Origin of the sequence: Agrococcus sp. SCSIO52902 (assembly GCF_022983135.1) — a bacterium.
Classification (GTDB): domain Bacteria; phylum Actinomycetota; class Actinomycetes; order Actinomycetales; family Microbacteriaceae; genus Agrococcus; species Agrococcus sediminis.
Genome location: NZ_CP095269.1, coordinates 2,076,123 through 2,091,746, shown reverse-complemented (window position 1 = coordinate 2,091,746; position 15,624 = coordinate 2,076,123). Strand labels below are relative to the sequence as shown.

Sequence of the window (15,624 nt, the reverse complement as noted above, 5' to 3'; positions counted from 1 at the left end):
TCACGCCGAGGCCTCCCCCGGCGCCTCGGCCGACGCATCCGGCCGGCCCTGCATGAGCACCTTGCGCACCGCGCGGGCGACGACCTCGCCGTGCTGGTTGCGCGCCTGGTGCTCGAAGGTGGCGATGCCCTGGCCGGGCCGCGACTGCGACGCGCGCTTGTCGAGCACGCGCGTCTGGCAGTAGATGGTGTCGCCGTGGCGCACGGGCGCCGGGAACGTGACCTCGCTGAAGCCGAGGTTGGCGACGATCGTGCCGAGCGTCAGCTGCCCGACCGAGAGCCCCACCATGGTCGCGAGCGTGTGCATCGAGTTCATGAGCGGCTCGCCGAACTCGGTCGTCTCGCTCCACGCGCGGTCGAGGTGCAGCGGCTGCGGGTTCATCGTGAGCGTCGTGAAGAGCACGTTGTCGGTCTCGGTCATCGTGCGACCGGGCCGGTGCTCGTAGACGACGCCCTGCTCGAGCTCGTCGAACCAGAGGCCGCGCTGGGTGATGCGGCGCTCGGCGCCTGGCGTCTCGGCACCTGGCGTCTCGGGGCCTGTCGTCTCGGTCATGCGGATGCCTCCTCGGGCGTCACGGTCGCGAGCTCCTGCCCGCGCGCGACCTGCTCCCCGACCCTGGCATGCAGATGCACGGTGCCGGCGACCGGCGCGCGCAGCACGTGCTCCATCTTCATCGCCTCGACGCTCACGACCGCCTGCCCCTCGGCGACGCGGTCGCCGTCGGCGGCGTGCGCGGCGACGACCGTGCCGGGCATGGGGGATGCGAGGCTCGGCTCGGCGTCGGCACGGCCGCGTCGGGTGCGCGGCGGGGTCTCGACGAGCCAGTCGCCCTCCGCCGTGCGCACCCACGTGCCCTCGGCGGTGCGCAGGAGCCACGGCTCGACGGGCGTCGCGAGCTCGTCGACGGTGCCGTCGGCGCGGTGCACGGTCGTGCGCTCCCCCAGCACCTGCACGCGCGCGGTGCCGTCGCCGTCGCGGAACGTCGCCCGCCGGCCCACCGCGCCGCCGATGCGCCAGCCGTCGGGCTGCCAGGCGCCGAGCCGCATCGGCAGCGCCTGCCCGGGCTCGGCGGCCGCTGCGGCGAGCGCCTCGCTCGGGATGCGCGCGGCGGCGATGCGCTCGCCCTCGCGGTCGATGAACCCGGTGTCGAGCTCGCCCGCCCGCACGCTCGGCTCGTCGAGCAGCGCGCGCAGGAAGCCGCGGTTCGTGACGACGCCGAAGATGCTCGTCTCGGCGAGCGCGTCGCGCAGCCGCTCGAGCGCCTGCCCGCGGGTCGCGCCGTGCGCGATGACCTTCGCGATCATCGGGTCGTAGCTCGAGCCGACCTCGCCGCCCTGCTCGACCCCCGCATCCACCCGCACGTCGTCGCCGTACGGCCAGTCGATCGCGAGCACCGTGCCGCCGGTGGGCAGGAAGCCGGCCGACGGATCCTCGGCGTAGATGCGCGCCTCGATCGCGTGGCCCGTGAGCGTCACGTCGTCCTGCGCGATCGCGAGCGGCTCCCCCGCCGCGATGCGCAGCTGCTGCTCGACGAGGTCGACGCCGGTCACCATCTCGGTGACGGGGTGCTCGACCTGCAGGCGCGTGTTCATCTCCATGAAGAACGGCTCGTCGGGCCGGTCGCCCGCGAGGATGAACTCGACCGTGCCGGCGCCCACGTAGCCGACCGAGCGGGCCGTCTCGACGGCCGCCTGCCCGATCGCCGCCCGCTGCGCCTCGGTGAGCAGCGGGCTCGGGGCCTCCTCGATCACCTTCTGGTGGCGGCGCTGCAGCGAGCACTCGCGCTCGCCGAGGTGGATGACGGTGCCGTGCGCGTCGGCGAGCACCTGCACCTCGATGTGGCGCGGGCTGGTCACGAACCGCTCGATGAAGAGGGTGTCGTCGCCGAACGACGACGTGGCCTCGCGCCGCGCTGCGGCGAGCGAGGAGGGCAGGCCGGCGGCCTCGTCGACGCGATACATGCCCTTGCCGCCGCCACCGGCGGCGGGCTTGATGAGCACGGGGAACCCGACGCGCTCGGCGCCGGCGATGAGCGCCGCGTCGTCGAGGCCAGGCTCGGCGATGCCGGGGACGGTCGCGACGCCGCGCGACTCGACCCCGTGGCGGGCCGAGATCTTGTCGCCCATCGTCTCGATCGCCGACGCCGGCGGGCCGATGAACACGACCCCCGCATCCGCGCACGCCTGCGCGAACGCCGCGTTCTCCGACAGGAAGCCGTAGCCGGGGTGGATCGCCTGCGCGCCCGAGGCGCGCGCCGCCTCGATGAGCTTCTCGATCGAGAGGTAGGTGTCGCGCAGCGCCCCCGCGCCGAGCGAGACGACCTCGTCGAAGTGGGCCGGGTGCGGCGACGGGTCGTCATCGGCGCGCACCGCGACCGAGCGGATGCCGAGGTCGCGCAGGGTGCGCGCGACGCGGATGGCGATCTCGCCGCGGTTGGCGACGAGCACGGTGTCGAACATCTCGGGCATCTCGCCGATCACATCCTGAAGACGCCGAAGCGCGGCTCTGGCAGCGGCACCGCGGTCACGACGTCGAGCGCCATGCCGAGGATCCGGCGCGTGTCGGCGGGGTCGATGACGCCGTCGTCCCACAGCCTCGCCGAGGCGTAGTACGGGTTGCCCTGCCGCTCGTACTGCTCGCGCACCGGGCGCTCGAACTCGCCCTGCGCATCCGCCGACCACTCCTCGCCGCGCGCCTCGATCTGCTCGCGCTTGACGGTGGAGAGCACGGATGCGGCCTGCGGCCCGCCCATCACGCTCACGCGGGCGTTGGGCCACAGCCACAGGAAGCGGGGGTCGTAGGCGCGGCCGCACATCGAGTAGGTGCCGGCGCCGAACGAGCCGCCGACGACGACGGTGAGCTTGGGCACGCGGGTGGTGGCGACAGCGGTGACCATCTTGGCGCCGTGCTTGGCGATGCCGCCGCGCTCGGCCTCGGAGCCCACCATGAAGCCGGTGATGTTCTGCAGGAACACGAGCGGCACGCCCCGCTGGTCGCACAGCTCGATGAAGTGCGCGCCCTTCATCGCCGACTCGGAAAAGAGCACGCCGTTGTTGGCGATGATGCCGACGGTGTGGCCGTGCAGCTGCGCGAAGCCCGTCACGAGCGTGTCGCCGTAGCCGGCCTTGAACTCGTGGAACTCGCTGCGGTCGACGATGCGGGCGATGATCTCGCGCGCGTCGTAGGGCGTCTGCAGGTCGGGCGGGATCGCGTCGTAGAGGGTCGACGGGTCGACCGCCGGCGCCTGCTCGTCGTCGAGCGCGCCGAGCGGCGCGTAGGCGAACCAGCCGAACCTCGCCTCCTTCGCGGGCACGGCGCCCGCCTCGGCCGCGCGATCGCCGGGCGGCAGCGCCGCCACCATGTCGCGCACGATCTCGAGCGCGTGCGCATCGTCGTCGGCGAGGTGGTCGACGACGCCCGAGACCTCGGCGTGCAGCACGCCGCCGCCGAGCGACTCGGCGTCGACGACCTCGCCCGTCGCCGCCTTCACGAGCGGCGGGCCGCCGAGGAAGATGGTGCCCTGGTTGCGCACGATCACCGTCTCGTCGCTCATCGCCGGCACGTAGGCGCCGCCGGCGGTCGACGAGCCCATCACGGCCGCGAGCTGCGGGATGCCGAGCGCCGAGAGCTGCGCCTGGTTGAAGAAGATGCGGCCGAAGTGCTCGCGGTCCGGGAACACCTCGTCCTGCATCGGCAGGAACGCGCCGCCCGAGTCGACGAGCGCGATGCACGGCAGGCGGTTCTCGCGCGCGATCTGCTGCGCCCGCAGGTGCTTCTTCACCGTCAGCGGGTAGTAGGTGCCGCCCTTGACGGTCGCGTCGTTCGCGATCACCATCACGGCCCGGCCGTGCACGAGGCCGATGCCCGCGACGACGCCCGCGCTCGGCGCATCCCCCGGCTCGCCCTCCGCAGCGTCGCCGTACACGCCCCACGCCGCGAGCGGCGCGACCTCGAGGAACGGGCTCCCCGGGTCGAGCAGCGCATCGATGCGGTCGCGGGCGAGCAGCTTGCCGCGCTCGACGTGGCGCTGCCGCGACGCCTCGGGGCCGCCGAGCGCCGCGCGGGCGAGGCGCTCGCGCAGCTCGCCGACCAGCTGCTCCATCGCGGCGCGGTTGGCGCGCGCCTCGTCGGAGGACGGGTCGACGCGGGTCGTGAGGGCGTGCATGCTCCTACCGTGCCACTCAGCGGGCCAGTGCGAGCGCAGGACGCTCCAGCACCGCCGCGATGTCGGCCAGGAAGCCGGCCGCCTCGCGCCCGTCGAGCACCCGGTGGTCGAACGAGACCGTCACCGTGCACACGTCGCGCAGCACGATCTCGCCGCCGTGCTCCCACGGCATCCGCCGGATCGCGCCGAGCGCGATGATCGCCGACTCCCCGGGGTTCAGGATCGGGATGCCGCCGTCGACGCCGAAGACGCCCACGTTCGAGATGGTGATGTTCGACGAGGTGAGCTCGGCCATCGACAGCGTGCCCTCGCGGGCGCGCGTCGCGCGGTCCTTGATCTGCGCGGTGAGCTCGAGCGCATCCATCGTCTCCGCCTCGTCGATCGAGGCGACCACGAGGCCGCGGTCGGTCGAGACGGCGATGCCGAGGTTGACGTGCGCGAAGCGCTCGAGCTCGTTCGTGTCGGCGTGGAACGACGCGGTCACGTCGGGCCAGCGCTTCGCGGCGAGCAGGATCGCGCGGCTCGCGAGCGCCAGGAACGACGCGTCGCCGGCCTTGGCGAGCGCGAGCGTCTCGGTCACGTCGACCTGGTGGAACGTGGCCGCGTGCGGCACCGTGAGCGCTGACTGCGTCATCGCGGCCGCCGTGTGCTTGCGCAGCCCCGTGACCTTCTCGCGCGTCGAGGCGGGCGCCTGCGCGGGGGCGGCGGATGCGGTGGCGACCGCGTCGAGGTCGGCGCGCGTCACGAGGCCGTCGGGCCCCGTCGGACGCACCGACTGCAGGTCGATGCCCCGCTCCTTCGCGAGCTTCCGCACCGGCGGCATGGCGCGGCGCTTGGCCGTGCCGGGCGCGGCGGCGCTCGCCCGCTCGTCGCGCACGAAGGGCTCGACGTCCCACGTGCGCTTCGCGCGGGTCGGCTTGCCGCCGTGCACGGTGATGTGGCCGACGAGCACCGACACCTTCTCGGGCTGCGCCTCGGGCGCGGGCTCGGCCTCGGCCTGCACCTCGGCGACCGAGTCGTCGGGGGTCGCGACCGGACCGCCCTCGGGCGACGGCGCGGGCGCCTCGCCCGCCGGCGCATCCGGGGCCTGGGCCGGCGCGTCGCCGGCGAGCTCGAAGTCGATGAGCGGCGCGCCCACGTCGACGGTCTCGCCCTCGGCGGCGTGCAGCTTGGCGATGGTGCCCTCGTAGGGGCTCGGCAGCTCGACGACCGCCTTGGCCGTCTCGATGTCGGCGAGCACCTGGTTGAGCTCGACCGAGTCGCCCTCGGCGACGCGCCAGGCGACGACCTCGCTCTCGGTGAGGCCCTCGCCGAGGTCGGGCAGCAGGAAGGTCTTCATCGGGCGGCCTCCAGGTCGAGCTCGGAGCGCGAGCTGCGGCGGCCGAGCGTGCGGTCGACCGCGTCGAGCAGGCGGTCGAGGCTCGGCAGGTAGTCGTGCTCGACGGCCGACGGCGGGTAGGGGGTGTCGTGGCCGGTGACGCGCTCGGGCGCCGCCTCGAGGCTCGAGAAGGCGCGCTCGACGACCGAGGTGATGAGCTCGCTCGAGACGGAGACCTCGCCCGGCGACTCGTGGGCGACGACCAGGCGGCCGGTGCGGCGCACGGAGTCGACGACCGTGTCGACGTCGAGCGGCGAGATGGCGCGGAGGTCGATGACCTCGATCTCGATGCCCTCGTCGGCGGCGGCGATCGCGGCGCGGAGCGCCGTCTCGACCGTCGGGCCGTAGGTCGCGATCGTCACATCGCGGCCGCTCGCGACGACGTTGGCCGTCTCGAGGTCGCGCGTGATCGTGCGGTCGACCTCGCCCTTCATGTAGTACTTGCCCTTGGGCTCGAAGAACAGCACCGGGTCGTCGCTCGCGATCGCGGCGCGCAGCGTCGAGTAGGCCTCCTGGGGCGTCGACGCGGTGACGACGCGCAGGCCCGCGGTGTGCGCGAAGTACGCCTCGGGCGACTCGGAGTGGTGCTCGACCGAGCCGATCGCGCCGCCGAAGGGCACGCGGATCGTGAGCGGCACGTTCACGCGCCCCTTCGAGCGGTAGCGGAGCTTCGCCACCTGGGCGACGATCTGGTCGAACGCCGGGTAGATGAAGCCGTCGAACTGGATCTCGGCGACCACGCGGAAGCCGCGGTAGCCCATGCCGATGGCGGTGCCGATGATGGCCGACTCGGCGAGCGGCGTGTCGATGACGCGCTCCTCGCCGAAGCGCGCCTGCAGCCCGTCGGTGACGCGGAAGACGCCGCCGAGCTTGCCGATGTCCTCGCCCATCAGCAGCACCCGGTCGTCGCCCTCGAGCGAGTCGGCGAGCGCCGCGTTGACGGCCTTCGCGAGCGTGAGCGTCTCGGTCATCGCTTCCCCTCGATGCTGGCGGCGAACGCGAGGTGCTCGGCGCGCTGGCGCTCGAGCCGCTTCGTCGGCTGCGCGTAGACGTGGTCGAAGATCTCCTCGGCGAGCGGCGGCTCGGCGTGCTCGGCGGCGGCGCGGAACTCCTTCGCGAGCTCGTCGGCGCGGATCTTCGCCTCGGCGCGCACGGCCTCCATGTTGGCGCCCATGCGCTCGAGCGCCCGCTCGACGCGGTCGATCGGGTCCTTCGCGACCCACTCCTCCACCTCCGCCTCGTCGCGGTAGCGCTTCGGGTCGTCGGTCGTGGTGTGCGGGCCGCGACGGTACGTGACGGCCTCGATGAAGGTGGGGCCGCCGCCGGTGCGGGCGCGCTCGAACGCGATGCGGGCGGCGGCGTGCATCGCGAGCACGTCGTTGCCGTCGACCCGCATCGACGGGATGCCGAAGCCGGTCGGCCGCAACGCGAGCGGCGTGCCCGACTGCACGCGCACGGGCTCCGAGATCGCGTACTGGTTGTTCTGGCAGAGGAAGACGACGGGCGCCTGGTAGGCCGCGGCCCACACCATCGCCTCGTTCACGTCGCCCTCGCTCGTCGCGCCGTCGCCGAAGCACGTGAGCGCCACGTCGTCGGAGCGGTCGATCTTGGAGGCCATCGCGAAGCCGGTGGCGTGCAGCGACTGCGCGCCGATGATGATCTGCGAGGGCGCCATGCGCACCTCGTGCGGGTCCCAGCCGCCGTGCGCGTAGGCCTTCCAGATGCGCGCGAACTCGCCCATGTCGACGCCGCGCAGCAGCGCGAAGCCGTGCTCGCGGTAGGAGCCGAAGACCCAGTCGTCGGCGCCGAGCGCGCGGGCGGGGCCGACCTGCGCGGCCTCCTGGCCCAGCAGCGGCGGCCACAGCACGAGGTGGCCCTGGCGCGTGAGGGCGAAGGCCTCGGTGTCGAGCCGGCGCACGCGCACCATGTCGACGTAGAGGTTGGTGAGCGCCGACTCATCGATGTCGGTGAGGTGCCCGTCGAGCACCTCGTTCGGCAGCCGGGTGCCGTCGAGGTCGAGCACGCGAAGCGGGCAGTCGAGGCCGACCGCGAGCGCGGGGTCGGGGGCTGGCACGGTGATCGACACGATCGAACCTCCTTGTTCGAAGCGCCTCGTGGGCGCCGGTCGGACCCGGCAGGCGGGTGCGCCCGCGGATCGTTGCTCGACGCTATCGCCGGTTCGCACTTCGCGCAATCTGCGACACGCCCGCTGCGCAGTCCGCGCATTCCCATGCGCGCATCCCTGCGCTAGATTGCGCAGCATGCGCATCGTCGATGACACCGACCGGAGGATCCTGCTCGAGCTCACGAGGCATCCGCGGATCACCAACGCCGCGATCGCCGAGCAGCTCGGCCTCGCCCGCAACACGGTGCAGAACCGCGTCGCCGCGCTCGAGGCGTCGGATGCGCTGCAGGGCTTCGACCGCCGGTTCCACGCGGCCGCGCTCGGCTACCCGCTCACGGTCTTCATGGCGACCCACGTCGACCAGCCGCGCATCGACCAGGTGGTCGAGCAGCTGCGGCAGATCCCCGAGGTCGTGCAGGCCTTCGGGCTCTCGGGCCAGGCCGACGTGCTCGTGCGCGCCGTCTGCCGCGACGCCGAGGACCTCTACCGCGTGAACAAGCTCGTGCTCGCGTGCGACGGCGTCGAGCGCACCGAGACGTGGCTGTCGATGGGCGAGCTCATCCCCTTCCGCCTCGCGCCGGTGCTCGAGCGCGACCTCGACCGCGGGTAAGGACCGTCGGCCGGAATGCCCGCGGGGCGCAGGCGTTGGATCGGGTGGAGGTGCACATGACCACGATCGACCTGCTGCCCGACGCCACCGACATGGGGCCCGTCATGCTCAAGACCGCGACGCTCTCGCGGCTCGTGCACTGGTACACCGCCGGCGTCGGCCTCGAGGTCGTCGCCGAGCGCCCGGGCGCCGTCGAGCTGGGCGTCGACGGCCGCACCCTGCTCGTGCTCGAGGAGGCGCCGGACCTCCGCGGACCGAACCCCGCCGACGCGGGGCTGTTCCACACCGCGATCCTCTACCCGACGCACGCGGCGCTCGCCGCCGCCGTCGTGCGCATGACGCAGATCCCGGGCATCCAGTTCGCCGGCACCGGCGACCACCACGTCTCCGAGGCGTTCTACTTCGCCGACCCCGACGGCAACGGCGTCGAGCTCTACGTCGACCGGCCGCGCGAGTCGTGGCAGTGGGCCGACGGGCACGTCTACATGACCACCGAGTTCATCGACCCCAACCGCTTCGTGCAGCAGCACCTCGACCGCGGCACCTTGGGCCAGGCGTCGGCCGCCCCCGTGGAGGCGAAGATCGGCCACGTGCACCTGCAGGTCGGCGACGTCGCCACTGCCCGCGCCTTCTACGTCGACGCGCTCGGCTTCGCCGAGACGGCGTCGCTCGGCAACACGGCGCTCTTCGTGAGCGCCGGCGGCTACCACCACCACATGGCCATGAACGTCTGGAACTCCCGCGGCGCGGGCCGCCGTGCCGACACGCTCGGCCTCGGCCGCGTCGAGATCCAGGTGCCGGACGCGGATGCGCTCGGCGCGGCCCGCGAGCGGCTCACGGCGCGCGGCGTGGCCGTCGCGGACGACGGCCGCGCGCTGCGCTTCGACGACCCCTGGGCGAACGTCATCACGCTGGTGCCCGCCATCGCCTGACGGGCCGGCGCTCGCGCGCCTTCTGGCCCGCGCATCCCCTGTCCCGGCTGCTCCCCGCTGAGTGGCGCCTCCCGACATCGAGTGGCGCCTCCGGCCACTGACTGACGGCTCCGGCGATCGAGTGGCGCGTCCCAGCATCGAGTGGCGCCACTCGATCGCGGGACGCGCCACTCGATCGCACAAGGCGCCACTCGATCGCACAAGGCGCCACTCGATCGCACAAGTCGCCACTCGATCGCGCGAAGCGCCACTCACGGCGGCGGATGCGCGTGGGTGGGCAGGCGGGCGCGCGCGGGCAGCGCGCGGCGCGCTACTCGGCGGCCGGGGCGGCCGCGTCGGGCAGCTGCAGGTCGACGACGCCGGCGTCTCGCCAGAGCCGCTCGAGCTGGTAGTACGTGCGCTCCTCCTCGTGGAAGATGTGCACGACGATGTCGGAGAAGTCGAGCAGCACCCAGCGGCCGTCAGCGCGGCCCTCGCGGCGCACCGGCTTCGCGCCGTCGAGGATCAGCGCATCCTCGATCTCGCGCGCGATGGCGCTCACCTGGCGCTCGTTGCGGCCCGTGGCGATGACGAACACGTCGGTCAGCGGCAGCTGGCCCGAGACGTCGAGGCCCACGATGTCGACGGCGAGCGCCTTGTCGGCGGCACGGGCGGCGGCGCGAGCGAGCTCGATCGCCTTCTGGTCGGCGCTCATCGAGCGCTCCCGGCGTTCAGAGCCAGCCCTGCGTCAGGGCGACCGTCAGGAATGCCCCGACGCCCACCACGAAGGCTCCCGCGCCGACGCCGATCGCGACCGGCCAGACGTTGGAGCGCTGCTTCTGCGGCGCGATCTGCACGCGCGCGTTCGCGTACGAGGAGACGGCCTTCGAGGCGCGCACGGGCGCCGTCTCGGGGCTCTGCACCTCGCCGTCGGCGACATCGCCGTCCACATCGCTCCCGTCGATCGAGGCGCTCCCGCGGCCGGACGACGCGAAGCCCTCCGGCACGTCGATGGAGCCGGTGACCAGCAGGCCGTCGTCGCCCTCGAGCTGGAACTCGGGGCTGTCGGAGCCGGCCGGCAGCACGAGCGCGTTGGCGGTGATCGACGAGGTCGACGAGCCGCCGCCCTCGCCCGCCACGCCCTGCTCGCGCAGGTCGGCGATGTGGTGCTCGGAGGTGTCGGAGACGACGTTGACGATCACCGGCAGGCGCATGGCCTGGCCGCGCGTCGGGCCGGTCGGCAGCGCCTCCTCGGCGCCGGCGGCCTCGGCGGCGCGGCGGCGGTCCTCGAGCTCGGCGGGCGTCGACTCGGCGACGCGGCGCGACGAGACGCGCGGCTGCTCGACGATGACCTCGTCGATCTCGAGGCTGTCGACCTCGTCGTCGTCGACGGTGTCGAGGCCCTGCACGTCGTCGACCTGCACGCTCGAGCGGCGTGCGGCCGAGGGTGCGGGCACGGATGCGCCGCTCGCCTCGGGTGCGTGCAGCTCGGCCTCGATCACGTCGGCCTCGGCCGCCTCGGCGGGCTCGACGCGATCCATGGCCACGGTCTCGGGCAGCTCGATGGGCGCCTGCTGGACGGGCACCGCCTGCGTGGGTGCCTCGGCGCCCTGCGGCTTGCGGCGACCGAAGAAGCGGCCCTGCGGCTTCTGCGGCGGCTCCTGCAGCGCGGGCTGCTCGGCCTCGCGGGCCTCCTCGGGCGCCGCGGGCACGCTCGGCGTCGAGTGCCGGCCCTCGCGGACCGGCGCTTCGCTCACCTGCGGCTGGGCTCCCTCGGCGGGGACGGGCGGGGTGCCGCCGTTGCGTGCGGCCTCGGCAGCGCGCTCGAGCTCTCGAAGCTGGCGCCGGGTGAGCGGCTGCCCTTCGTTCGCATCGGTCATGCTGTCAGTCTCCGGTACAAGTCGTGCTTGCTGATGTATTGAACCACTCCGTCTGGCACGAGATACCAGACCGGGTAGCCGGCGCGGACGCGCGCACGGCAATCGGTCGAGGATATCGCAAGTGCGGGGATCTCCAGCTCGGAGACGCGGTCCGGCGGATATCCGGAGATCGACAGGTGGTGCCCCGGACGCGTGACGGCGACGAAGTGCGCGAGCTGCCAGAGCTCATCCGCGTCCTTCCACCCCACGATCGACGCGAACGCATCCGCGCCCGTGATGAAGAACAGCTCGGCGTCGGGGTGCTGCACGCGCATGTCGCGCAGCGTGTCGATCGTGTAGGTGGGGCCGTCGCGGTCGATGTCGACGCGGCTGACCTTGAACCGCGGGTTCGAGGCGGTCGCCACGACCGTCATGAGGTAGCGGTCCTCGCTCGGCGAGACCTTGCGCTTCTGGTACGGCTCGCCGGTCGGCACGAACACGACCTCGTCGAGCGCGAAGTGGTGGGCCACCTCGCTCGCCGCCACCAGGTGCCCGTGGTGGATGGGGTCGAACGTGCCGCCCATGATGCCCAGGCGGCGACGGCGCTGCGGCACGTCGGCTGCGTCAGGCGTGGTCGGAGCCGTGCACGTCGCCGGGCGCGCGGTGCGCGACGTCGCGGAAGGAGCGCAGCACGATCGCCGAGATGAGGAACACCGCAGCGGTGATGCCGCCGGCGATGTAGGCGCCGAGCTCGCTCTCGGACTCCGCCGCAGCAGCAGCGGCGAGCGTCGTCGCGCTCAGGAATGTCAGCGTCATGGAAGCCTCCGATCGACTCCCACTCTAGCGCGGCTCACGCGCGCACCTGGCCCGTGCCGCGCACGATCCACTTGGTGCTCGTGAGCTCCGGGAGCCCCATCGGGCCGCGCGCGTGCGCCTTCTGCGTCGAGATGCCGACCTCCGCGCCGAAGCCGAACTCGCCGCCGTCGGTGAACCGGGTGGATGCGTTGTGCATGACGACCGCCGAGTCGACCTCCGCGAGGAACCGGTCCGCCGCATCCGCGTCGTCGGTGATGATCGTGTCGGTGTGGTGGGTGCCGAAGGCGTTGACGTGCTCGATCGCCGCGCGCACGTCGTCGACGACGCCGATCGCGACGTCCATCGAGAGGTGCTCGGTCGACCAGCCCTGCTCCCCCAGCGGCTCGGGCGCGTCGACGCCGGGCAGCGGTGCGTCGGCGTGGATGGTGACGCCCGCCGCTCGCATCGCGTCGGCGATCGCCGGCACCGCCGTCTCGGCGATGTCGCGGTGCACGAGCACCGTCTCGAGGGAGTTGCAGACGCTCGTGCGCTGCGTCTTGGCGTTCAGCAGGATCTCGAGCGCCATGGGCAGGCTCGCCGCGCGGTCGACGAAGGCGTGCACGACGCCGGCGCCCGTCTCGATGACGGGCACGGTCGACTCGGTGACGACCCGCTCGATGAGCGCGGCGCTCCCCCGCGGCACGAGCAGGTCGACGAGCCCGCGGGCGCGCATGAGGCGCCCGGCGCCGTCGCGGCCGAAGCGGTCGATCGTCTGCACGGCCGCGCGCGGGAGGCCCGACGCCTCGATCGCGTCCTGCATCGTGGCGACGAGCACCGCGTTCGTGCGCTCGGCCGCCGAGCCGCCGCGCAGCACGACCGCGTTGCCCGAGCCGAGGGCGATGCACGCGAGGTCGACCGTGACGTTGGGGCGGGCCTCGTAGATGACGCCGATGACGCCGAAGGGCACGCGCACCTCGGTGAGCTCGAGCCCGTTCGGCAGCGTGCGCTCGCGCAGCACCTCGCCGATCGGGTCGGGCAGGGCTGCGAGCTGGCGGGCGGCCGCGGCGAGCGCGGCGATGCGGGCCTCGTCGAGCAGCAGCCGGTCGAGCAGGCCCGAGGCGAGGCCGCCGGCGCGGCCGCGCTCGAGGTCCTCGGCGTTCGCGGCGAGGATCGCGGCGCCCGCGCGCTCGATGGCGTCGGCGATCGCGGTGATCGCGGCGTGGCGCCGCTCGGCGGGCGCGACGCCGAGCTCGCGGGAGGCGCGCTTGGCGTCGGTCAGGAGCCGGTCGAGGTCATCGGGCATGCCTCGATCCTAGGAGCGGGCGGATGCGCGGGGGCGCCTCGTGCGGGATGGTCTCGACTCGTCGGCCCGGAGGGCCGACGGCTCGACCGGCGGAGGGGCGGCCGACGGCTCGGCCAGTGGGATCAGTGCTCGGGGGCGGGGTTCGGCTCGAACTCGGTGCCGAGCCGCTCGCCCGCGATGAGGCGCTCGAGCAGCGGCGTCGCCGTGACCGTCACCCGGACGCCCGCGTCGGCGGCGAGCCGCGCCGCATCCACCTTCGTCATCGCCCCGCCGGAGCCGATGTGCGAGCCGCTCGCGCCGAGCCTGACGCCTTCCATCGGGTCGCCGTACGCGACGCGGTGGATGGGCTCGGAACCCGGCTCGTCGGGCGGCGCCGTGCGGAGCGCCTCGATGTCGGAGAGCAGGATGAGCCGGTCGGCGCGCACGAGCCGGGCCACGAGGGCCGCGAGCCGGTCGTTGTCGCCGAAGCGGATCTCGTGCGTCGCGACCGTGTCGTTCTCGTTGACGATCGGCAGCATGCGCAGCTCGAGCAGCCGCTCGAGGGCGTTGCGCGCGTTGACGCGGTGCGAGTCCATGTCCATGTCGGACGCGGTGAGCAGGATCTGCGCCGCGACGAGCTCGTGCCGCGACAGGCTCCGCTGGTAGCGGTTCATGAGCACGTTCTGCCCGACGGCCGCGGCGGCCTGCTGCATGGGCAGGTCGGCGGGGCGCGCGTCGAGGCCGAGGAACGGCATGCCCGTCGAGATCGCGCCCGAGGAGACGAGGATCACCTCGCCCGCCCGGTGCAGGCGCGCGAGCCCGTCGACGAGCGGCTCGATCTGACCCCGGCGGTCGCCGGAGATCGACGACGAGCCGACCTTGACGACGATGCGCTGCGCGACCGAGAGGTCGAGCGAGGTCATGCCTCGTCGTCCCAGCGCTGCACCTCGAACCCCTCGTCGTCGGTCCAGATGCCGGCGTCGCGCTCGCCCTTGAGGTCGTCGCGCGCCGCCTGCTTCGCGTCCATCTGGCGGTGGTACTCGGCGCGGCGCTCGGCCGTCGTGCGGCGGTCGTTGCGGTCGAGCCGCGGATCGGTGCCGCGGTTGCCGACGAGCTCGGCGGCGGATGCGATGGTCGGCTCCCAGTCGAAGACGATGCCGGCGCCGGGGCCGATGACGACGGTCGCGCCCGCGACCGCGCCTGCCTTGAGCAGCGCATCCTCGGTGCCGAGCTTCGCGAGCCGGTCGGCGAGGTAGCCGACGGCCTCGTCGTTGCGGAAGTCGGTCTGCGCGACCCACCGCTCGGGCTTCGCGCCCAGGATGCGGTAGACGGGGCCCTCGTGGGAGCCCTCGACCTTGACGACGAAGCCGGCGTCGTCGATCGCCTTGGGGCGCAGCACGATGCGCTCGGGCACCGGCTCGGCGGCCTTCGCGGCCCGGTCGGCCTCGACGATCTCGGCGAGCGCGAACGACAGCTCGCGCAGGCCACGGTGCGCGACCGTCGAGATCTCGAAGACGCGGTAGCCCATGGCCTCGATGTCGGCGCGCACGAACGCGGCGAGCTCGGCGGCCTCGGGCACGTCGATCTTGTTGAGCGCGACGAGCTGCTGGCGCTCGAGCAGCGGCGTCTGACCCTCCGGCACCGGGTACGCCTCGAGCTCGCGGCGGATGACCTGCAGGTCGCTCACCGGGTCGCGGCCGGGCTCGAGCGTGGCGCAGTCGATGACGTGCAGCAGCGCCGAGCAGCGCTCGACGTGGCGCAGGAACTCGAGCCCGAGCCCCTTGCCCTCGCTCGCGCCCTCGATGAGGCCGGGCACGTCGGCGATCGTGTAGCGCGTCTGGCCCGACTCGACGACGCCGAGGTTGGGGTGCAGCGTCGTGAACGGGTAGTCGGCGATCTTCGGCCGCGCGGCCGACATCGCGGCGACGAGGCTCGACTTGCCGGCGCTCGGGAAGCCCACGAGCGCGACGTCGGCGACGGTCTTCAGCTCGAGGGTGATGTCGCCCTCGAAGCCGGGGGTGCCGAGCAGCGCGAAGCCGGGCGCCTTGCGCTTGGTGTTCGACAGCGCGGCGTTGCCGAGCCCGCCCTGGCCTCCGGCCGCGACGACGAGCCGCATGCCCGCCTGTGCGAGGTCGGCGAGCTGCTCGCCCGACGCATCCGTCACCACCGTGCCGACCGGCACGGGCAGCTCGAGGTCGGCGCCGGAGGTGCCCGAGCGGTGGTCGCCCATGCCGGGCTGGCCGTTCTCGCTCGCGCGGTGCGGCGCGCGGTGGTAGCCGAGCAGGGTCGTCACCTGCGGGTTGGCGACCAGCACGATGTCGCCGCCGTCGCCGCCGTTGCCGCCGTCGGGGCCCGCGAGGGGCTTGAACTTCTCGCGCTTCACGGAGACGCAGCCGTGACCGCCGTGACCGGCGCGCAGATGCAGCGTCACCTGATCGACGAACGTCGCCATGGCATGCCTCCTTCGATGCGAGAACGGGGCGGGCCGAAGCCCGCCCC

The 15,624-nt window shown here is 73.4% G+C and carries 15 protein-coding genes; 2 read left to right on the top strand and 13 right to left on the bottom strand.

Annotated elements, in window-relative coordinates; genetic code table 11:
• Genes MU522_RS10295 through pdhA form a run of 6 tightly spaced genes read right to left on the bottom strand, consistent with a single transcriptional unit; the run spans position 1 to position 7,629 of the window.
• Positions 1–552, bottom strand: coding sequence for a MaoC family dehydratase (locus MU522_RS10295; RefSeq protein ID WP_246990871.1), 552 nt, complete (start codon positions 550–552; stop codon positions 1–3).
• Positions 549–2,459 carry a biotin carboxylase N-terminal domain-containing protein gene (locus MU522_RS10290; RefSeq protein WP_246993522.1) on the bottom strand — a complete coding sequence of 637 codons (1,911 nt, stop codon included), beginning with the start codon at positions 2,457–2,459 and terminating at the stop codon, positions 549–551. Before MU522_RS10290 ends, MU522_RS10295 begins: the two co-directional genes overlap by 4 nt.
• Before the next feature lie 17 nt (positions 2,460–2,476).
• Positions 2,477–4,165: a carboxyl transferase domain-containing protein gene (locus MU522_RS10285; protein ID WP_246990870.1), complete on the bottom strand. Its 1,689-nt coding sequence runs from the start codon at positions 4,163–4,165 to the stop codon at positions 2,477–2,479.
• A 16-nt stretch (positions 4,166–4,181) separates the two neighbouring features.
• The gene (locus MU522_RS10280) at positions 4,182–5,504 is read right to left on the bottom strand and encodes a dihydrolipoamide acetyltransferase family protein (RefSeq protein WP_246990869.1); all 1,323 of its coding nucleotides are present in this window, start codon (positions 5,502–5,504) and stop codon (positions 4,182–4,184) included.
• Entirely contained in the window at positions 5,501–6,514 is a 1,014-nt protein-coding gene (locus MU522_RS10275; protein WP_246990868.1) for a transketolase C-terminal domain-containing protein, read from the bottom strand. The genes MU522_RS10280 and MU522_RS10275 overlap by 4 nt, the downstream gene beginning before the upstream one ends.
• The gene (pdhA, locus tag MU522_RS10270; protein ID WP_246990867.1) at positions 6,511–7,629 is read right to left on the bottom strand and encodes a pyruvate dehydrogenase (acetyl-transferring) E1 component subunit alpha; all 1,119 of its coding nucleotides are present in this window, start codon (positions 7,627–7,629) and stop codon (positions 6,511–6,513) included. Before pdhA ends, MU522_RS10275 begins: the two co-directional genes overlap by 4 nt.
• A gap of 175 nt (positions 7,630–7,804) precedes the next feature.
• On the opposite strand from pdhA, the gene MU522_RS10265 reads away from it, so the two are divergent.
• The gene (locus MU522_RS10265) at positions 7,805–8,278 is read left to right on the top strand and encodes an Lrp/AsnC family transcriptional regulator (protein ID WP_128190672.1); all 474 of its coding nucleotides are present in this window, start codon (positions 7,805–7,807) and stop codon (positions 8,276–8,278) included.
• Positions 8,279–8,334: 56 nt separating this feature from the next.
• On the top strand, positions 8,335–9,210 hold the full coding sequence (locus MU522_RS10260; RefSeq protein ID WP_246990866.1) for a VOC family protein: 876 nt from the start codon (positions 8,335–8,337) through the stop codon (positions 9,208–9,210).
• Positions 9,211–9,520: 310 nt separating this feature from the next.
• On the opposite strand, the gene rsfS is transcribed toward MU522_RS10260, so the two are convergent.
• The 7 genes from rsfS to obgE all read right to left on the bottom strand — a co-directional run bounded on the left by rsfS (position 9,521) and on the right by obgE (position 15,577).
• Positions 9,521–9,904 (bottom strand): ribosome silencing factor, encoded by a 384-nt coding sequence (gene rsfS, locus MU522_RS10255; RefSeq protein WP_128189743.1) that lies wholly within the window; start codon positions 9,902–9,904, stop codon positions 9,521–9,523.
• A 16-nt stretch (positions 9,905–9,920) separates the two neighbouring features.
• Entirely contained in the window at positions 9,921–11,069 is a 1,149-nt protein-coding gene (locus MU522_RS10250; RefSeq protein ID WP_246990865.1) for a hypothetical protein, read from the bottom strand.
• Positions 11,066–11,662 carry a nicotinate-nucleotide adenylyltransferase gene (gene nadD, locus MU522_RS10245; RefSeq protein ID WP_281440000.1) on the bottom strand — a complete coding sequence of 199 codons (597 nt, stop codon included), beginning with the start codon at positions 11,660–11,662 and terminating at the stop codon, positions 11,066–11,068. Before nadD ends, MU522_RS10250 begins: the two co-directional genes overlap by 4 nt.
• Before the next feature lie 10 nt (positions 11,663–11,672).
• Entirely contained in the window at positions 11,673–11,864 is a 192-nt protein-coding gene (locus MU522_RS10240; protein ID WP_128189740.1) for a hypothetical protein, read from the bottom strand.
• A gap of 34 nt (positions 11,865–11,898) precedes the next feature.
• Positions 11,899–13,146 carry a glutamate-5-semialdehyde dehydrogenase gene (locus MU522_RS10235; protein WP_246990864.1) on the bottom strand — a complete coding sequence of 416 codons (1,248 nt, stop codon included), beginning with the start codon at positions 13,144–13,146 and terminating at the stop codon, positions 11,899–11,901.
• 122 nt (positions 13,147–13,268) lie between these two features.
• Complete coding sequence (proB, locus tag MU522_RS10230) at positions 13,269–14,048, bottom strand: glutamate 5-kinase (protein ID WP_128189738.1); 780 nt, start codon at positions 14,046–14,048, stop codon at positions 13,269–13,271.
• Positions 14,045–15,577, bottom strand: a complete 1,533-nt coding sequence (gene obgE / locus MU522_RS10225) for a GTPase ObgE (protein ID WP_246990863.1) — start codon at positions 15,575–15,577, stop codon at positions 14,045–14,047. Before obgE ends, proB begins: the two co-directional genes overlap by 4 nt.
• Positions 15,578–15,624: the final 47 nt, after the last annotated feature.